The organism is Leptospira dzoumogneensis (genome assembly GCF_004770895.1).
Taxonomy (GTDB): Bacteria; Spirochaetota; Leptospiria; order Leptospirales; family Leptospiraceae; genus Leptospira_B; species Leptospira_B dzoumogneensis.
On sequence record NZ_RQHS01000005.1, the window covers coordinates 798,873 to 814,181 of the forward strand.

14 protein-coding genes and 1 tRNA gene are annotated in these 15,309 nt (G+C 41.2%); 13 read left to right on the top strand and 2 right to left on the bottom strand.

Going from position 1 to position 15,309, the window contains the following annotated elements; translation table 11 throughout:
• Window positions 1-84 (bottom strand) — tRNA-Leu (locus tag EHR06_RS05170).
• Between the two features lie 23 nt (window positions 85-107).
• Window positions 108-512 carry a PaaI family thioesterase gene (locus EHR06_RS05175; RefSeq protein WP_008595600.1) on the bottom strand — a complete coding sequence of 135 codons (405 nt, stop codon included), beginning with the start codon at window positions 510-512 and terminating at the stop codon, window positions 108-110.
• A gap of 110 nt (window positions 513-622) precedes the next feature.
• Between EHR06_RS05175 and EHR06_RS05180 the strand changes: the two genes are divergently transcribed.
• The 13 genes from EHR06_RS05180 to EHR06_RS05240 all read left to right on the top strand — a co-directional run bounded on the left by EHR06_RS05180 (window position 623) and on the right by EHR06_RS05240 (window position 15,287).
• Complete coding sequence (locus tag EHR06_RS05180) at window positions 623-2,611, top strand: hypothetical protein (RefSeq protein WP_135756005.1); 1,989 nt, start codon at window positions 623-625, stop codon at window positions 2,609-2,611.
• 285 nt (window positions 2,612-2,896) lie between these two features.
• Window positions 2,897-3,478, top strand: coding sequence for a peroxiredoxin (locus EHR06_RS05185; RefSeq protein ID WP_135756006.1), 582 nt, complete (start codon window positions 2,897-2,899; stop codon window positions 3,476-3,478).
• A gap of 179 nt (window positions 3,479-3,657) precedes the next feature.
• A complete protein-coding gene (gene sufB, locus EHR06_RS05190) occupies window positions 3,658-5,070 on the top strand; it encodes a Fe-S cluster assembly protein SufB (protein ID WP_135756007.1) in 1,413 nt (470 codons plus the stop codon).
• Between the two features lie 47 nt (window positions 5,071-5,117).
• Window positions 5,118-6,020, top strand: a complete 903-nt coding sequence (locus tag EHR06_RS05195; protein ID WP_135756008.1) for a tetratricopeptide repeat protein — start codon at window positions 5,118-5,120, stop codon at window positions 6,018-6,020.
• Window positions 6,021-6,028: 8 nt separating this feature from the next.
• Window positions 6,029-7,090: a dual-specificity RNA methyltransferase RlmN gene (rlmN, locus tag EHR06_RS05200; protein WP_135756103.1), complete on the top strand. Its 1,062-nt coding sequence runs from the start codon at window positions 6,029-6,031 to the stop codon at window positions 7,088-7,090.
• 31 nt (window positions 7,091-7,121) lie between these two features.
• A complete protein-coding gene (locus EHR06_RS05205; protein WP_135756009.1) occupies window positions 7,122-7,418 on the top strand; it encodes a Cys-rich protein in 297 nt (98 codons plus the stop codon).
• A 38-nt stretch (window positions 7,419-7,456) separates the two neighbouring features.
• A complete protein-coding gene (locus EHR06_RS05210; protein WP_135756010.1) occupies window positions 7,457-9,190 on the top strand; it encodes an ArnT family glycosyltransferase in 1,734 nt (577 codons plus the stop codon).
• 302 nt (window positions 9,191-9,492) lie between these two features.
• Window positions 9,493-10,926, top strand: coding sequence for a M20/M25/M40 family metallo-hydrolase (locus tag EHR06_RS05215; RefSeq protein ID WP_135756011.1), 1,434 nt, complete (start codon window positions 9,493-9,495; stop codon window positions 10,924-10,926).
• Window positions 10,927-10,993: 67 nt separating this feature from the next.
• Window positions 10,994-11,896, top strand: a complete 903-nt coding sequence (locus EHR06_RS05220; protein WP_135756104.1) for a lysophospholipid acyltransferase family protein — start codon at window positions 10,994-10,996, stop codon at window positions 11,894-11,896.
• Entirely contained in the window at window positions 11,857-13,059 is a 1,203-nt protein-coding gene (locus tag EHR06_RS05225) for a helix-turn-helix domain-containing protein (RefSeq protein WP_244288498.1), read from the top strand. The genes EHR06_RS05220 and EHR06_RS05225 overlap by 40 nt, the downstream gene beginning before the upstream one ends.
• A 92-nt stretch (window positions 13,060-13,151) precedes the next feature.
• The gene (locus tag EHR06_RS05230; RefSeq protein WP_135756012.1) at window positions 13,152-14,039 is read left to right on the top strand and encodes a YHYH protein; all 888 of its coding nucleotides are present in this window, start codon (window positions 13,152-13,154) and stop codon (window positions 14,037-14,039) included.
• Window positions 14,040-14,050: 11 nt separating this feature from the next.
• A complete protein-coding gene (locus tag EHR06_RS05235) occupies window positions 14,051-14,602 on the top strand; it encodes a toxin-antitoxin system YwqK family antitoxin (RefSeq protein WP_135756013.1) in 552 nt (183 codons plus the stop codon).
• Window positions 14,580-15,287, top strand: a complete 708-nt coding sequence (locus EHR06_RS05240) for an SCO family protein (protein ID WP_135756014.1) — start codon at window positions 14,580-14,582, stop codon at window positions 15,285-15,287. Before EHR06_RS05235 ends, EHR06_RS05240 begins: the two co-directional genes overlap by 23 nt.
• Window positions 15,288-15,309 lie beyond the last annotated feature (22 nt).

A 15,309-nucleotide genomic window follows, 5' to 3' on the forward strand; every position in this document is an offset into this window, starting at 1 on the left:
TGCCGACGGTCGGAGTCGAACCGACACGAGGTTGCCCTCGCTGGATTTTGAATCCAGTGCGTCTACCAATTCCACCACATCGGCGGGTTTTATAATTCCTTATTGGATCAGGAATCGAGTTCGATGTATTTGCCCTTACCACGGGCAACGATTTTACCGATCTCGTTCTCAATTTCGGCTCTGTTTTCGATCACTTTTTTGTTCTTTTTAACGAACCAGCCGCGTAAATGCAGAGGTTGATTTACTTGCGCAGGTTGCAAGAAACGGATCGTTAACTCGCCGGTTGTTGTTTTAAAATTCATCGCCTCATTGATTTTGGCCATGATTTCGTCCAAAATAGTAGCGATGATTCCGGGATGGATCACGTCCGGAGACCCTTGGAACTTTTCAGGAACCGTATAGTCACCGTAAGCGGTTTTAGTGTCCTCATCAAAGGTGATCTTTAACTGAAGACCGTCCGGATTGTCAGGACTAGACCCGAAGCTCAGGTTTTCCCGAACCGTTGATTTCATATATGTCAAGTTATTACTTAACATTCATGGTGTCAATCCGAAAAAGCTACTGATTGCTGTTTAAGAACGATGTAATACTCTGTCGAAAATAATAGGTAAGAATCTTTTAGATGACTGCACTTCTTTTATTATTAGGACTACTTTCTGCGGGAGCAGGAGCTTACACTTTATTCAGAGATCCGAATAGATCTTCCGGAAGTTCTGCGCCTTCTCCAGGTGGCGGACGTTCCGGAGGAAGCGGCGGTCCTGGGTCGAGTGGTTCCGGTGAAGGAAGTCCCGTTCCAGCTGATAGAGGAAAATTAGTCAACGTAGGAGACCAAGATCCTTCTACTTCTTCCTCTTCTTCTCCGCCTCAAAGAAGTGGTGGGCAAGCAGAAGCGGAAAAGCCTAAAGAAGAATGGAGTCCTCCTCCTGCCGGTGGTGAAAAACCTAATTATCCAGGATTAAAGAAGAAGGATAAATTACAACTTCCTCATGCAACGGATGATATCATCCGCAATAACTCCCGTTATGCGCATCATAGAAGACCTCTTTTACATTCGGAAGCATTAGTAGATAAAGAAAATTTCTTAGGTGCGTTGGAGATCTTAAAGAGAACTAACGCTAGAATTCCAGATTCGGATATTAATGAAAAAATAGATAATAATATCCAAGCGATAGAAGATCATATCAACTCTCCTCCGGAGGAAGAGACCTATACTCCTGATGATCCTAATTATACAGGACCTCCTATTCCTATGGGAGACTTGGTCAAAGCGATCAAGGATATCAGCCAAGCTTTGGGCGGCAGTCTCTCCCAAGGATTTTCAAATCCGATACAGATCCAAGCTCCTCCAGGAACGGAGGCACCTAAACTTCCTGCTGAATTGCCACCAGGGCCAGTATCCTATCAAATTATTTCTTATGCTCCTTCTTCCGGGCAGATGCCTCCGCCTCCACCGGGTGCACCAATTTCTTATAGTGCGGGAGTTCCTTCCCCACCTGGCGCTCCTCCACCAAGCGGCGGGCCAGGTCCTGTAAGTCCGGAAGATTTTGCTCCTTCTGAACCTTCTCCCAAGCCTAAAGATCCTGCACATTTAGATCCGAATGAGATGGATCTTCCTGAAGATACATTCTTCACGGATGAATGGGATAAGTTTAAGGACCTTCCTCTTGTCGATAGAAGAACGGGAGAAGATCGCCGTTCTCAAGGAGAAAGAAGAGGTGGAGAAGGTTCTCGCAAGGATAGAAGAGGAGAAGACGACAGAAGAAGAGAAGATCTTTTCCAAGAGAGAGATGATTATCTCAAGAAGAAGGCGGAAGAAAAACGCCAAGAAAGAGAAGAGCAAGCATTAGAAGAACCTTTACCTCAGGATTGGCCAAGACCTGAATACCCTCTTTCGGATCAGATCCCAGGTTATGCTGCGCCTGTTCTTCCTCAGTTAGATCTAGTTCCGATCCGTTTACCTGATCCGGAAGATAAAGTTCTAAGAGGAGAACCTGAAGGAACTCCACAAGCTGCACCTGCTCCAAGTGGAGAAGCTGCTCCTGCACCAGGTCCGATTGAATTACCTAAGATCGATCTTCCTGATCCAGTAGATGAAACCAAACACGAAGAATATACACCTGAAATTCCTCCGCTCGCAGGACCAGGCGCTCCGGCTCCGGCAGGTGCTGCACCTTCTCCCATTCCAAATGCGGAAGAAGCTCCTGAAATTGAAGTGTTGGACGGAGGTCTCGAACCTTTAGACCAGGATAGGCCGGAAAGTCCAAGCGGAGGCGGGGACGACGAGCCTAAAATGATCCATGGTATTCTGGAGTTAAAACCTCCGGAAGTGGATGATGCTCCCTTCTTAACATTAACTTATGATTTCGGAAAGATACCTCACTCATTCAAACTTTCCAAGAATTACAGTATTATGGAATACTCATATTATAAGTATAAACCGATGCTGATCAAGGCCCAAGAATTTGCCCGCCGCAAAATGTTGAAGAATGCTTTGAACTATTATCGAGTGATCAAATCGCAGAACATCCCTCCCGAACTCAGAAAGATGATCAACCGGAACATCAAGGACATCACAGAGTTCATGGAAAAATACCTCATGGCTAAGGGGTGAGTCGCAGAGTTTAGAAGAGACGCAGGGTTTTCTCACGCAGAGGCGCTAAGTCGCAGAGGGTTTTAATATGGTAGGAACTCTTGAGCCCTGACTCCTCTCTGCGCCTCGGCGTCTCTGCGTGCCATATTTGTTCTCTGCGCCTCCGAGTCCGAGTGAACCCGTCTTGTCTGAAATTCTGACAGAAAAAGCGGTTTAGAAAAAAATCCTGGAATTTCTTAAAAAAGAAAAACTGCTTTCCATCCTGGCTGTCTAAATTTAGAATGATTCTAAATAGGAGAGAGCAAAATGCCTCAAGTTACTTCACTCGCACCGGACTTTAAAGCAGAAGCCGTAATCGGCCAGCAAATCAAGGAAATCAAACTTTCCGACTATAAAGGAAAGTGGGTTGTTCTATTCTTCTGGCCCCTCGACTTCACTTTCGTATGTCCTACTGAAATCATCGAGTATGATGCAAAACTGGACGATTTCAAAAAAATCGGAGCGGAAGTTCTGGGAGTTTCCGTAGACAGCGCTTTTACTCACCTTGCATGGAAAAACACTCCTCGTAAACAAGGCGGATTGGGAGATATCAAGTATCCTCTAATTGCAGACATAACCAAGTCGATCGCAAGAGATTATGGTGTTCTTCTAGAAGGCGGAATGGCTTTAAGAGGAACTTTCATCATCGATCCTGCTGGAGTGATCCGTCAGTCTACAATCAATGACCTTCCTGTAGGAAGAAACATTGATGAAGCGATCCGTTTAGTGAAAGCTTTCCAATACGTGGAAAAACACGGCGAAGTTTGCCCTGCAAACTGGGACGAAGGCAAAAAAACCATGAAAGCGGATCCAGAAAAGTCCAAAGAATACTTCTCTGCGGTAAACTAATCCATTCTTTCGGAAATCCGGTCTTAGGACCGGATTCTCCTTTCTAATTTCTCCTGGTCACCCATCCTTTCCCTTAAAATCTTGTTATATAGCCCTCATTCGGGCAAAACTCGCACTTCAGACCCTGGAAAAGGTTGCATAAGATCTTTCTAAAGTCTAAGATATGGGAGAAGAATATTATGGCACAAGCACTTGAGATCATTTCCGACGAAGACAGATATTATCGTGCGGATAATTTTCCCAAAGGACTTACACGCAAAGTGGTGGAGTCCATCTCCCATATTAAAAATGAGCCTGCTTGGCTGACCGAATTCCGTCTAGAGGCATTTAAAATTTATGAAAGTAAACCTATGCCTGGTTGGGGATTTTTTCCCAACTTCAAAGTGGATATAGACGAGTATGTGCATTATATAGGCGCAAATCGTAAAAAGAAAAAATCCTGGGACGAAGTAGATCCTGAAGTATTAAAAAGTTTTGAAAGACTCGGGATCCCTGAACACGAAAGAAAATACCTGGCCGGGATCGAAGCCATGGAAGATTCAGAGACTGTTTATGCTAACGTTAAAAAGGAACTTACCGATCTAGGAATTATTTTCTGCGATATTGATACTGCTATTCGTGAATATCCTGAGATCGTTCGTAAATATATAGGGACCGTTGTTTCTATCGGGGACAATAAATTTTCCGCATTGAACTCAGCAGTGTTTTCAGGAGGATCTTTCGCTTACGTTCCGAAAGGTGTTAAAACTCCTATGCCTTTACAGGCTTATTTTAAAGTGAGTGCAGCTTCTTCCGGTCAATATGAAAGAACACTTCTCATCGCAGAAGACGGGGCGGAGTTGGAATATTCGGAAGGATGTTCTTCCGTGCAAGACAAGGGCACAAATTTCCATACTGCAGTGGTGGAACTGATCGCTCATAAGAATTCCAAAATATTCTACACTACGATCCAAAACTGGAAAAAGAATATGTACAACTGGACCGTTAAGCGCGGTCTTTGTCATGAGGCTGCTCATATCACTTGGACAGATGTGAATATAGGCGCAAATACGATCAAGTATCCGGGTATCGTATTACAAGGTGATAATTCTACAGGTGATATTCTATCCTTGGCTTTTGCTGGTTCCGGTCAGATCCAAGATACTGGTGCAAGGATTATTCACGTAGGTAAAAACACTCGTAGTAATATTTTAGCAAAAGGTGTTTCCTTGGACGGTGGGATCAACTCTTACAGAGGTTTGGTAAAATTCACCACCGGTTCTTCTAACGCATACAGCCATGTGAAATGTGATGGTCTCATGATGGATGACCGTTCCCAGTCACATGCTTATCCTTATAATGATGTAAGCGGGCAGAATGGTACCTTGAACTATGAGGCGACTGTTTCTCGTATCGATGAGGACCAACTCTTCTATCTTCAATCCAGAGGACTTTCGGAAGACGATGCAAAACTTCTCATCATCAACGGTTTCTGCGAAGGTGTGACTAAACATTTGAACGTGGAATATTCCGTGGAGATGACTAGGCTCATCAGAATGATCTTGGAAGACGGGAAAGTTATTTCCGAACATTCGGATTCTGCTGTTTCCTAACCGGAAAAAAGCTGGTATTCCTTTTAAAATCCGGTCATACAGATCATATGCAGAGAGTATTAGGTATTTTCCTGGTGGTTGGTTTGATCCTGGCTGGATTTCAGATCTTTTCTCCGGATGGGTCTGTTTCTTCTAACGAACCTGAAAAAACGAATTCTACGGTAAAACCGGAAGAACAGGAAAAGACTGAAACTCCTAATGCGGTATTTTTTTGGATCACCGCTACTATCAGTTCTTTTCTGGACCAATTAGAAAAAGAATCAGCAAGCCGTAATGCTCCTACCGAAGTTCTTACTGACCAAGAATTGAACGAACTATTCCAACAAGGTTTAGATTCTTATAATGCATCCGAATACGAAAATGCGATCTCCCAATATGATCGTTATCTCGCAGTGAATCCTAAAAATTCTTCCGCATTCTATAATCGTGGTTTAAGTAAATATTATCTGAATCGATACACCGAGTCTGAAACCGATTTTAATTCCGCGTATTCTCTGGACGAAAAGGATCTGGATGCGTTATTTTATAGAGGGTTAAGTCGTTTCGGTCTGGAAAGAAAGGAAGAAGGTTTAAACGACATGAATAAGGCCATCCGTTCCGGTCTGATAAAGTCGTACGCATTTGCGGAAAGGTCCATCCAATTGAGTATATTAGGAAAAACGAAAGAAGGTCTGGCGGACGCTAAAAAATCAGTACAATTAGAACCAGAATATCCTAGAGCGATCTTTGCCTTAGGGTTTGCAAATTACGCTTCCGGAAAATACAGAGAGAGCGTGGATTCTTATTCCAAAGTTTTGAAAATTCTGCCGGACGATTCGATCTCATATTTCAACCGTGGATTGGGTTACGCTGCCTTAAAAAGAAAAGTCGAGTCCTGCAAGGATTATAAAAAGGCCTGGGACTTGGGATATGAAAACGCAGAAAAAGAATATAAGGATTCCTGCAAGTGAATGAGACCATTCCCAATACTGAATTAGGGGAGAATGGATCCGGAAAAATCCCCGTCAAGGGTCATACCTTGGAGGAACTCACTCAGATCATTTCGGAACTGGGTGAAAAACCTTTTAGAGCTAAACAAATTTATAATGGATTGTACGCAAATCGTTACGAGTCCTGGGAAGAATTTTCCACGATCGGTAAGGATCTAAAGGAAAAATTAAAGGAGAAGTTCAGCTTTTCCTCTATCAGCGTTGCTAAACATTTAAAATCAGTAGACGGCACTCAAAAATTCACATTCGAATCCGTTCCTGGAAGCGGAAAAGAATTCGAATCCGTCTGGATCCCTTCCGGTGACGGTGGAAGAAAAACGATCTGTATTTCTTCTCAAATAGGATGCACCTTAAATTGTAAATTCTGTGCCACTGCTAAACTTCCTTATATGGGAAATCTAAAAGCGGGAGAGATCATAGATCAGATCCTCCAAGTGGAAAAGATAGTAGGTGATCGTGCCACAAACATAGTATTTATGGGAATGGGCGAACCTATGCATAATTACTTTAATGTAATGCGTGCAGCAAAACTTCTTCATGATGGAGAAGCTTTAGGAATGGGCGCTAAAAGAATTACCATCTCCACTTCAGGTGTGGTGAACGGTATCCGTAGATTTATAGAAAATAAAGAGCCTTATAATCTTGCAATCTCTCTCAATCATCCCGATCCGAACGGAAGAAAAGAGATTATGGATATAGAAGAGAAGTTCGCACTTCCCGAACTTTTGGACGCCGCCTTAGAATATACCAAAGTCCTAAAACGCAGGATCACATTCGAATATGTGATGATCCCAGGCGTGAATATGAGTGCGGAAGACGCCAAAAAATTGGTGAAGATCGCAAGAAGACTGGATTGTAAAATAAACGTAATCCCTTTGAACACTGAGTTCTTCGGTTGGAGAAGGCCTACCGATCAGGAAATAGATGAGTTTTTGCGCCATCTGGAACCTGCAGGAGTTCCTATCTTGAATAGAAGGTCCCCTGGAAAAGACATCAACGGAGCATGCGGAATGCTCGCCGCAAAAAGTTGACCTTAGATACGTATCGAATAACCTAGCTGGAATGAGGCTGTACTTTCTTTCGACCTTATTCTTATTTTCTTTTATTATGATCGGGATCGCCGATTGTAAAGATCCTTACCAGCAAAAATGCCAAGAGATCTGCGGATTTTTCACCTCTTGTGTGGAGAAACAATTCCAAGCCACGGGACCCATGGAAGCCTCACAAAAAAGTTTCATGCAGATCGAATGTGAATCCGGATGTTTGAGAGAACAAGGATACGCAATGCCTTGCTATGAGTCTGAAAAAACATGTACCGGATTTACACGCTGCCTCATGGAATCCGGGCTCATGGATTGATATTATCGTTTTTCTATTAATTGGAGTATTATAAAAATATGAATTTCGTTCAGGATGGGAAAAACGTTCCGCTCGTAAAATATTCTATTTGGTTCCTTTTAGCAGTGGCTGTCCTGCCTTTATTTCTGACATTTCCTCTGGATGTGATCGATATTGATTCTTCCCAATACGCAGAGATCGGTAGGGAAATGACCGACAGCGGAAATTGGTTTTTTATCCGAGACAACGGAAGAAGATACTTAGACAAACCGATCCTCACTTTTTGGAAGATCAGTTCTTCTTTTACTCTTTTCGGCCAAAATAATTACGCATTTCGTCTGCCTGCGATCTTAATGACTCTTCTTTCTCTTTGGGGAGTCTTCACGATTACTAAGCTGTATTCAGGAAATAGTAAACGTGCCTGGATCTCCGTTTTTCTATACGCGTTGTCTCCGGGATTGTATGCGATGGTGGTGGATCCTAAGATAGACGTATACGTAACTCCTTATATCATTTTAGTATTCGCATTTTATTATTTAGGAACCAAAAAAAATCCGGCCTATTACTATGCGATGTATTTGGCGATGGGACTTGGCTTTATAACAAAAGGTCCGATCGCAGTCGTAATTCCAGGAATTGGAATTGGCGGGGATATACTTTTTAGAAGAGACTGGAAAAGACTTCTGGGGATGAAACTTTTCCCTGGAGGGATTTTAGCATTACTTCCTCCATTCTTATGGTCTATTCCTTTATATTTGGAATTCAATACTTACGGACCTTATTTCTTTCTTTGGGTCCAATCTTTCGGTCGTTTTTACATCAAGATGTACGACCAAAAGTTCAATCCACTCTTCTTTTACTCCAACTTCTCATGGGCGTTCGGAATATTCATACTGCCTCTTGTCGCCTGGATAGTGTCGAATTTGATCGGATTTGTAAAAAAAAGGGGCAAAGGTCTATTCTCTAATATTCGAAAAAATGAATGGAAGGATCAGGATTTTGTTCCTGCGTTCTGGTTATTCTTATTTTTGTTCTTGATCAGCTTTTCCAAATACCAACTTCCTCAGTACATTTACTGGTGCCTTCCTGCGGGAGCGGTGATCGGTTCCGGATTTTTACTTAAACTGATCGAAAGTCCTCAAGGATCTCTTTCTTTTATAGGTAAAATTTTAGTTTATCTGACTAGTTTGGGATTCGTATTCGCTGGGATCTTATTTCCTATCTTGGTTATGGATGTTCCGGTTTCCTATTATGTTTGGGTGGCGATTTATCTAGGAATTGCAGCAATCATTCTACTGTATTTCAAAACGGAAGCGGTGCTTGGAACCTTGGTGGTATCCGTCTCCTTCTTCTTTACTTTGGTAAGTTTGTATGCGTATCCATTGCTTGTTTCTTACCAACCTTCCAAAGAAGTGGGGGAGATCATACGAGAAGCGGAACCTGGAAAAGAAAAGTTTTTGATGTTCGGAGTTCCTGCCTCTAAAAGATCTTATGCGTTTTATTCTAAACGTATCACTAGGACCTTATTTGATCCGGAAGTTCTTTTCGAAGCTCTACAGAAGGATGGAGAAAGAATGATACTTATCTCCGAAAAATATCTGCCTCATTTTGATGAGTTCACTGCGAATCGAGTGGATCTGGATATTTTTGCTGAATATGAGAGTTATAAGGTGGCAACTCCTGAGTTCGGTTTCTTCTTAAAATCTAAAAGAGATTCTTTGACTACTAAGGTATATTTAGGAAAGATCCGCTTTAAACCTGGAAAAGAGGCGGCAGCTTCGAATTCTAAATAATACTTTTTTTCTAAATTTAAGAAAAAAAGTATAAGGGAAATTTTGTAAACCCACCGAATTCTTAAGTAGGCTTTGTTATGAGCCTGGTTTGGTTTTGGTCCCAGGGTCCTCCTGGGGCTACTTTTCCCTTTTACTGTATTTCTTTTTTCACACAGAGTTCACGGAGAACACAGAGCCATAGGAATGTTTAATTTCCTGAAATAATTTTTTTAATCACTAATCTCAGTGTTCTCTGCGGGCCTCTGTGCGAAAATCCATAAGTAATTCTCGACTTTTAATCATTCTGCTTTTAAAAATGACGAATGAATTTTTCCCGTTCCATATTCCTCGGTGCGATCTTATTCTTATTTCAATGTGTCATATCTCCCATTAAAAACACTCCTATGAAGGAAGAGAATCGTATCCTTTCTTGGGATAAAAGAGAAGCGGAAGCTGTTAAAATCCTAACAGATCTGATCCGGATCAAATCTGTAAGAGGAAACGAAAAACAAGCCGCAGAATATATCAGATCTATTTTCGAAAAAGAAGGTATTAAGACTAAATTTATCTCCGAGCCAGGGCATCCGGATAGAGTGAATCTGATCGCGGAACTGGAGCCAAATATTCCAACTTCTGAAAAAGGTTTAATTTTAGGAAATCATTTGGATGTGGTAGAAGCAGATCCTAAAGAATGGACGGAAGATCCTTTTGCAGGAGTAATCAAAGAAGGCAGGATCCATGGAAGAGGAGCCTTGGATTGTAAGGGCCTTATTGCAATGCAGATCGTTTCTTTTCTGGAACTCAAAAGATCCACTATTCCACTTAAAAGAAAAATAATGTTCTTAAGTATGGCCGACGAAGAATCCGGTAGTGAAAGAGGTGCCAGGTTCTTATTAAAAGCTCATCCGGAATTATTTAAAGGTTACGGATACATGTTGAACGAGGGAAGTTTCGGCACCAAGGATGTTGCCATTCCTGGAAGTATCATCTTCAATATCCAATATGCAGAAAAAGGAAATCTTTGGTTGAATGTACGAGCAAAAGGAGAGCAGGGACATGGAAGTACTCCCAGCCAAAATTATCCGGGCCTTAGGCTTTTGAGATTTTTAACGGAAGTTTTAGAATATGATACTGATATTCGTATCTCGGAAGAAACCCAAGGATTTTTCTACCAATTAGGAAGTATCAGCTCTTTTCCTAAATCATTTATATTAAAAAATTCAAATATTCCGGTTTTAAGAAGATTATTATACGGACCTATTCGAGCGAGCAGGCAACTAAGTGCTATTACCCGGAATACTAAAGCTGTTTCCGGCCTAAAGACGGAGGAAGGTAAAGGTCATAATGTACTTTCTTCCTTAGCGGAAGCAAAACTGGATGTGAGACTTCTTCCTGGGTTTGATCCTTTGGAATATTTGAAAGAGATCCAAAAGGTCGCAGAAAAATATGAAGTGGAAGTAGAGCCTGCGGCTACAGTGCCTACCGATATTTCTACACTAGATTCTATCTTATTCCAAAAACTTGCCTCGGTTGCGACTCGTAAAATTCCCGGAAGTGTTGCGACTCCGTTTATTTCTCCCGGCAAAACGGATAATGCTTACTTTCGTCAGATAGGCATGGAATGTTATGGGTTGATCCCTGTTCTACTGAACGAAAAAGAACTTACGATGCTTCATGGTAAGAATGAAAGTATTAGTATAGAAAATCTAAAATTGGGAACTCAGATCTTATTCGAGATATTATACCAAATGAACTGAGGCCTTTTTGCTTGTCAAAGAAACTAGACCGAATCCTTATGTTCGAAAAACAAGAATTGGATCTGCCTTGGTTCGCTATATTATTCCCTATATCTTTTTATATTTATTTTATCTGCCGTTTAGGATTCTACCTTATAGAGCATGTTTAGTCTACGGAAGATTTTTAGTATGTCTTCTTTATCCTCTCGCTAAAAAACATCGTAAGATCGCTTACGATAATATTTCTTACGCGTTTCCCGATTATTCGGAAGAAAAAAAGAAGGAACTCGTATGGAAAAGTTTTCTTCATATAGGTAACCTTCTCGCAGGTACTTTATTTGCTCCTCGTTTAAGCCGCAAGTGGATGGATAAATATCTGGTTTATGATGCAGAGTCTTTGGCAATCGAACAAAAAACGATCCAAGAAGGCGTAGGAGTTGTTCTGATCTCGGGACATTTCGGTACTTGGGAAATTCTTGTGCAGTTCATGGGAATCAGAATGAAGGGAGGAGGGATCTATAAAAAAGTCCGAAACCCTTTCGTGGATAAACTCATTCATAAATTAAGAAGTAAGAATGGAATTAAATTAGTTTCCACAGAAGAATCCAGCCAAGTTACTAAAATGTTAAAACAAGGATACTGGGTGGGATTCGGTTCCGATCAGAATGCAGGTAAGGTCGGGATCTTTGTGGACTTCTTCAATCGAAAAGCTTCTACTTACCAAGGTCCCGCTTTGATGGCATACTTAACCGGCGCAAAAATGTTGCTTTATTCGGTTTTATGCGGAGAAGGTGGAAAGGTTATGGTCCGAGTAAAGGATCTTGGCTTTGTAGATAAATCCGCGTTCTCGGACAGGGAAGCAGCAATTCGTCATTACACTGAAGTTTGGACCAAAGCGTTAGAAGAAGAAGTGAAGCTGTATCCTGAACAATATTTTTGGGTACATAGAAGATGGAGAACCAAACCGGGGGATTTCCCGGGTCAAATTTAGTCATGGTCCCTGCGATCCCGATCATCTCATTTACGATCTGCGTTTTTTCCGCATTTCTGATCTTTACTAAAAGACCTAAATATTCTTTCGATTCTATTTATTCGATATTTATAATATTCCTGGCAGCTCCTCATCTTGGGCATTTGCTTGTCCATCGATTCGAATGGGGTCCCGAATTTTTGGATTTTACTATTCTTTTCCCTTATACATACGGTCCATTATTATTATTGTATATTCAAAATCTAACGACTGAAGGCAGGGATTTTAGGAAAGCGGACCTTCTTCATTTTATTCCTTTTATAATCCTGCTATTTATACTTTTTGCTAAATTATTCATTATCCAAACTGATGATGAATTTTCTCCTCATGATTGGCATAGACCGAGCAGGGGATTTCATCCGAATGGCGGGTTGCTTGTCACTTCTATGCTCGTGTATTCTGTTTGGACATTTTTACTTTTGAATAGGCATAGAAGGAATATGGTAAATCATTTTTCTAATATAGATAGTATTAAGGATTTACGATGGATGTTTTGGAGCCTGGTATTATTCGTACTGTCCACAGGAGTTCATATTTTATTAGAAGGTTTGCTGCTCACAGATCTTCCACCTGAATCCTACCAACCCCGTCTGGTTCGAGGTGCGGCAGTGCTCGCATTCTCCGTTTTTTTCTGCTGGTTCGGCGTGAGGCAAACTGTGGTTTACACTCATAGAGAGTTACATGCGTTTAAAGAAAGAACTTTAAATGAAGAAGAGGAAGTGGAAGAAGATCGTAAAAAATACGAAAAATCAGGACTGAGAGAAGATATGATCCCTGAATATCTTTCTAAGATCCGAAATTATATGGAGTCCGAAAAACCTTATAAAGATTCTGAATTCTCCATTGATCTACTTTCCGAAAATACGGATATTCCTAGATTCTATATCACCCAAATATTAAGTGAAACGTTGGAAACAAATTTCTATAATTTTGTAAACGAGTATCGGATCAAAGAGATCATCTCCGCTTTGGAAAATGTTTCGGAAGAACGTCCTAATTTTTTGAGATTGGCCCTTGAGTATGGGTTCAATTCAAAGTCTACTTTTAACACTTCTTTTAAAAAAGTCACAGGAAAGACACCGACCCAGTACCTGGAAGAAATTTCCAAAGTGGGTTCCGCCTAAAATCCTAAAAATATGGTTCGAGCCGATTGGGACGGTCGAATTCATCCGAAAGATTTCGTAGATTATTCTAAACTAATAAGTTTGGAGTAGTTATGCTTCGTTTACGATCTATTCTGTTGACTGCTGTTGCGGTTCTTGTTTGGAATTGTGATAGCTCCGGAGGGACCGATCTTTCTTCCGCTGCGGTTTTATTGTCTTCTTCCCAATGTAAACCTACAACCACCACTACAATGCCTACAACTTTGACGTCCAATACGTCCTGTCCGACTGCGATCAGCGAGACAGCGGATAATCTAGGTTTTGGAGGTCCAACTTGCGTTACCAGTATCCCCGCAGAGGCTCCTTGTTGGATGAAGACAAACTTTCACTGTGTGACCGTAGCGATAGTCGGTTCTAATTATGTAATTACAACTACCGATAGGCCTCCTCATTCAAGTTCTTACTATACTGGAGCCGGGGATAGTCCTTACTATGATAGCGCTATGGATTCGGGCTTTCATACGAATCCAAATCATATCATTGTCCAAAATATTACAATGACCATTCCTACTACTCCTACTGTCACTGATTGTTCTCAGTCCAATGCAGGGACGGATTCCGTGGGAATTACAACATTGGGAGTTGTGATCTTTAATAACCAGGCAGCTCCCGGAGATTCTTTTTCCACTGAATATTACACAATGGATCCTGCCCAAGGTCACCCTCAGAATACCGGAAAATATCATTATCATACTGAACCTTATAAGATCACAAATAATGATGATAATCTGGTTGGGCTCATGTTGGACGGTTTCCCGATTTATGGAAAGAAGAACCAATCAGGCTCCTATCCTACATTGGATTCTACCACTCATACAACTTCTTGTACTCCAACGGAGTTTCCGGATGGAACATACTGTTATCACGTTGAAAACAATACCGGTTATAACGGATACATTATTGGAAGTTACTTCAAGGGAACTCCAGGTTCTGTAGACTAATAGAGGTCGGATTGAAGTTCTATTTACTTGCGATCTGTTTTTTTCTAGTTGCTTGTGATCCTGCTCGGGTTGCAAGTACGGATCCTTCTATTACTCGAAATGGAAGGATCGTTTTTTATAGAGGAGAAAAGTTCTACGGACTTTTGGAATCAAAGTCGGAAGAATTAGGAGTTTTTCGAGTAACTTCCTATAAGAACGGTTTGCCTGATGGGATTGAAAAGGATGTGCATTCAAACGGTCAGGTTTTGGCGGAAAGAGAATTTTCTGCGGGGAAGAAGATCGGAACTCATCTAGGTTGGTTCCCCGACGGTAAAAAACGTTTTCATAATGAATACTTAGAAGGTCAGTTCCATGGTTCCCAATGGGAATGGAGAAATTCAGGGTCATTATATTCTTACGCAAAATTCGATCATGGAAAAGTGATCGGAAAGAAGATGTGGAGAGAGAACGGGCAGATCTATATGAACTTTGTGATCTATCAGGGACGAGCATACGGAATGACCGGTGGGAAATTATGCAGCCAGGTTAGGGGAGATGAAGATGGGAATACGATCCTATTCTAAAATTTTATTCTGCAGTTTGGTATTGTTTTCTATTTTCACCGCTTGTACTAAAGATCCGAAAGAGGAATATTCGGAAGAGATCACGGACTTCTCCGTTCCACAAAAAGACAAACTTCCTTTGTATTATGGAAAGGATCTGCAACCTATTTGGGAAAATAAAAACTCTTCTAAGCCTAGGGAGATTTCCAAATTTATAATGAAGGATCAGGAGGATCAGAATGTCTCGGAAGGCCATTGTAAGGGAAAAATTACCGTAGTTTCCTTCTTCTTTACTAAATGTGCAGGGATCTGTCCAACGATCACAAATAATTTGAGTTTGGTACAGAAGGAATTTGAGGCAGATCCTAATATCCAAATTTTGTCCTTCTCCGCTACGCCTAATCTGGATTCTCCTCAGGTCCTAAAAGAATACGGATCTAAACGAAAGATCCGTTACGAAAAATGGAAACTTCTCACCGGGAACCAAAAGGAAATTTATGCTTTAGCAAGAGATTCCTTTAATGCAGACACTGCGATCCCGAAAGAGGATGCTAAAAAGAAACTCACTGAAAATGATTTTCTTCATTCGGATCATGTTTATCTTTTAGATCCTCAACGTAGATTACGTGGAATTTATAACGGAAAGATGAAGTCTTCTATCCAAGAATTAAATTCGGATATAGAAGTTTTGAAACGAGAACTTTGATTCCGCAACAAACGTAAGACGC

Excerpts from the sequence above, each read along its gene's own strand:
- EHR06_RS05240 (WP_135756014.1), top strand. The coding sequence starts at position 14,580 with ATGGGAATACGATCCTATTCTAAAATTTTATTCTGCAGTTTGGTATTG.
- sufB (WP_135756007.1), top strand. The coding sequence starts at position 3,658 with ATGGCACAAGCACTTGAGATCATTTCCGACGAAGACAGATATTATCGT.
- EHR06_RS05180 (WP_135756005.1), top strand. The coding sequence starts at position 623 with ATGACTGCACTTCTTTTATTATTAGGACTACTTTCTGCGGGAGCAGGA.
- EHR06_RS05230 (WP_135756012.1), top strand. The coding sequence starts at position 13,152 with ATGCTTCGTTTACGATCTATTCTGTTGACTGCTGTTGCGGTTCTTGTT.
- EHR06_RS05175 (WP_008595600.1), bottom strand. The coding sequence starts at position 512 with ATGAAATCAACGGTTCGGGAAAACCTGAGCTTCGGGTCTAGTCCTGAC.
- EHR06_RS05185 (WP_135756006.1), top strand. The coding sequence starts at position 2,897 with ATGCCTCAAGTTACTTCACTCGCACCGGACTTTAAAGCAGAAGCCGTA.
- EHR06_RS05205 (WP_135756009.1), top strand. The coding sequence starts at position 7,122 with ATGAGGCTGTACTTTCTTTCGACCTTATTCTTATTTTCTTTTATTATG.
- EHR06_RS05195 (WP_135756008.1), top strand. The coding sequence starts at position 5,118 with ATGCAGAGAGTATTAGGTATTTTCCTGGTGGTTGGTTTGATCCTGGCT.
- EHR06_RS05225 (WP_244288498.1), top strand. The coding sequence starts at position 11,857 with ATGGAGAACCAAACCGGGGGATTTCCCGGGTCAAATTTAGTCATGGTC.
- EHR06_RS05210 (WP_135756010.1), top strand. The coding sequence starts at position 7,457 with ATGAATTTCGTTCAGGATGGGAAAAACGTTCCGCTCGTAAAATATTCT.
- EHR06_RS05215 (WP_135756011.1), top strand. The coding sequence starts at position 9,493 with ATGAATTTTTCCCGTTCCATATTCCTCGGTGCGATCTTATTCTTATTT.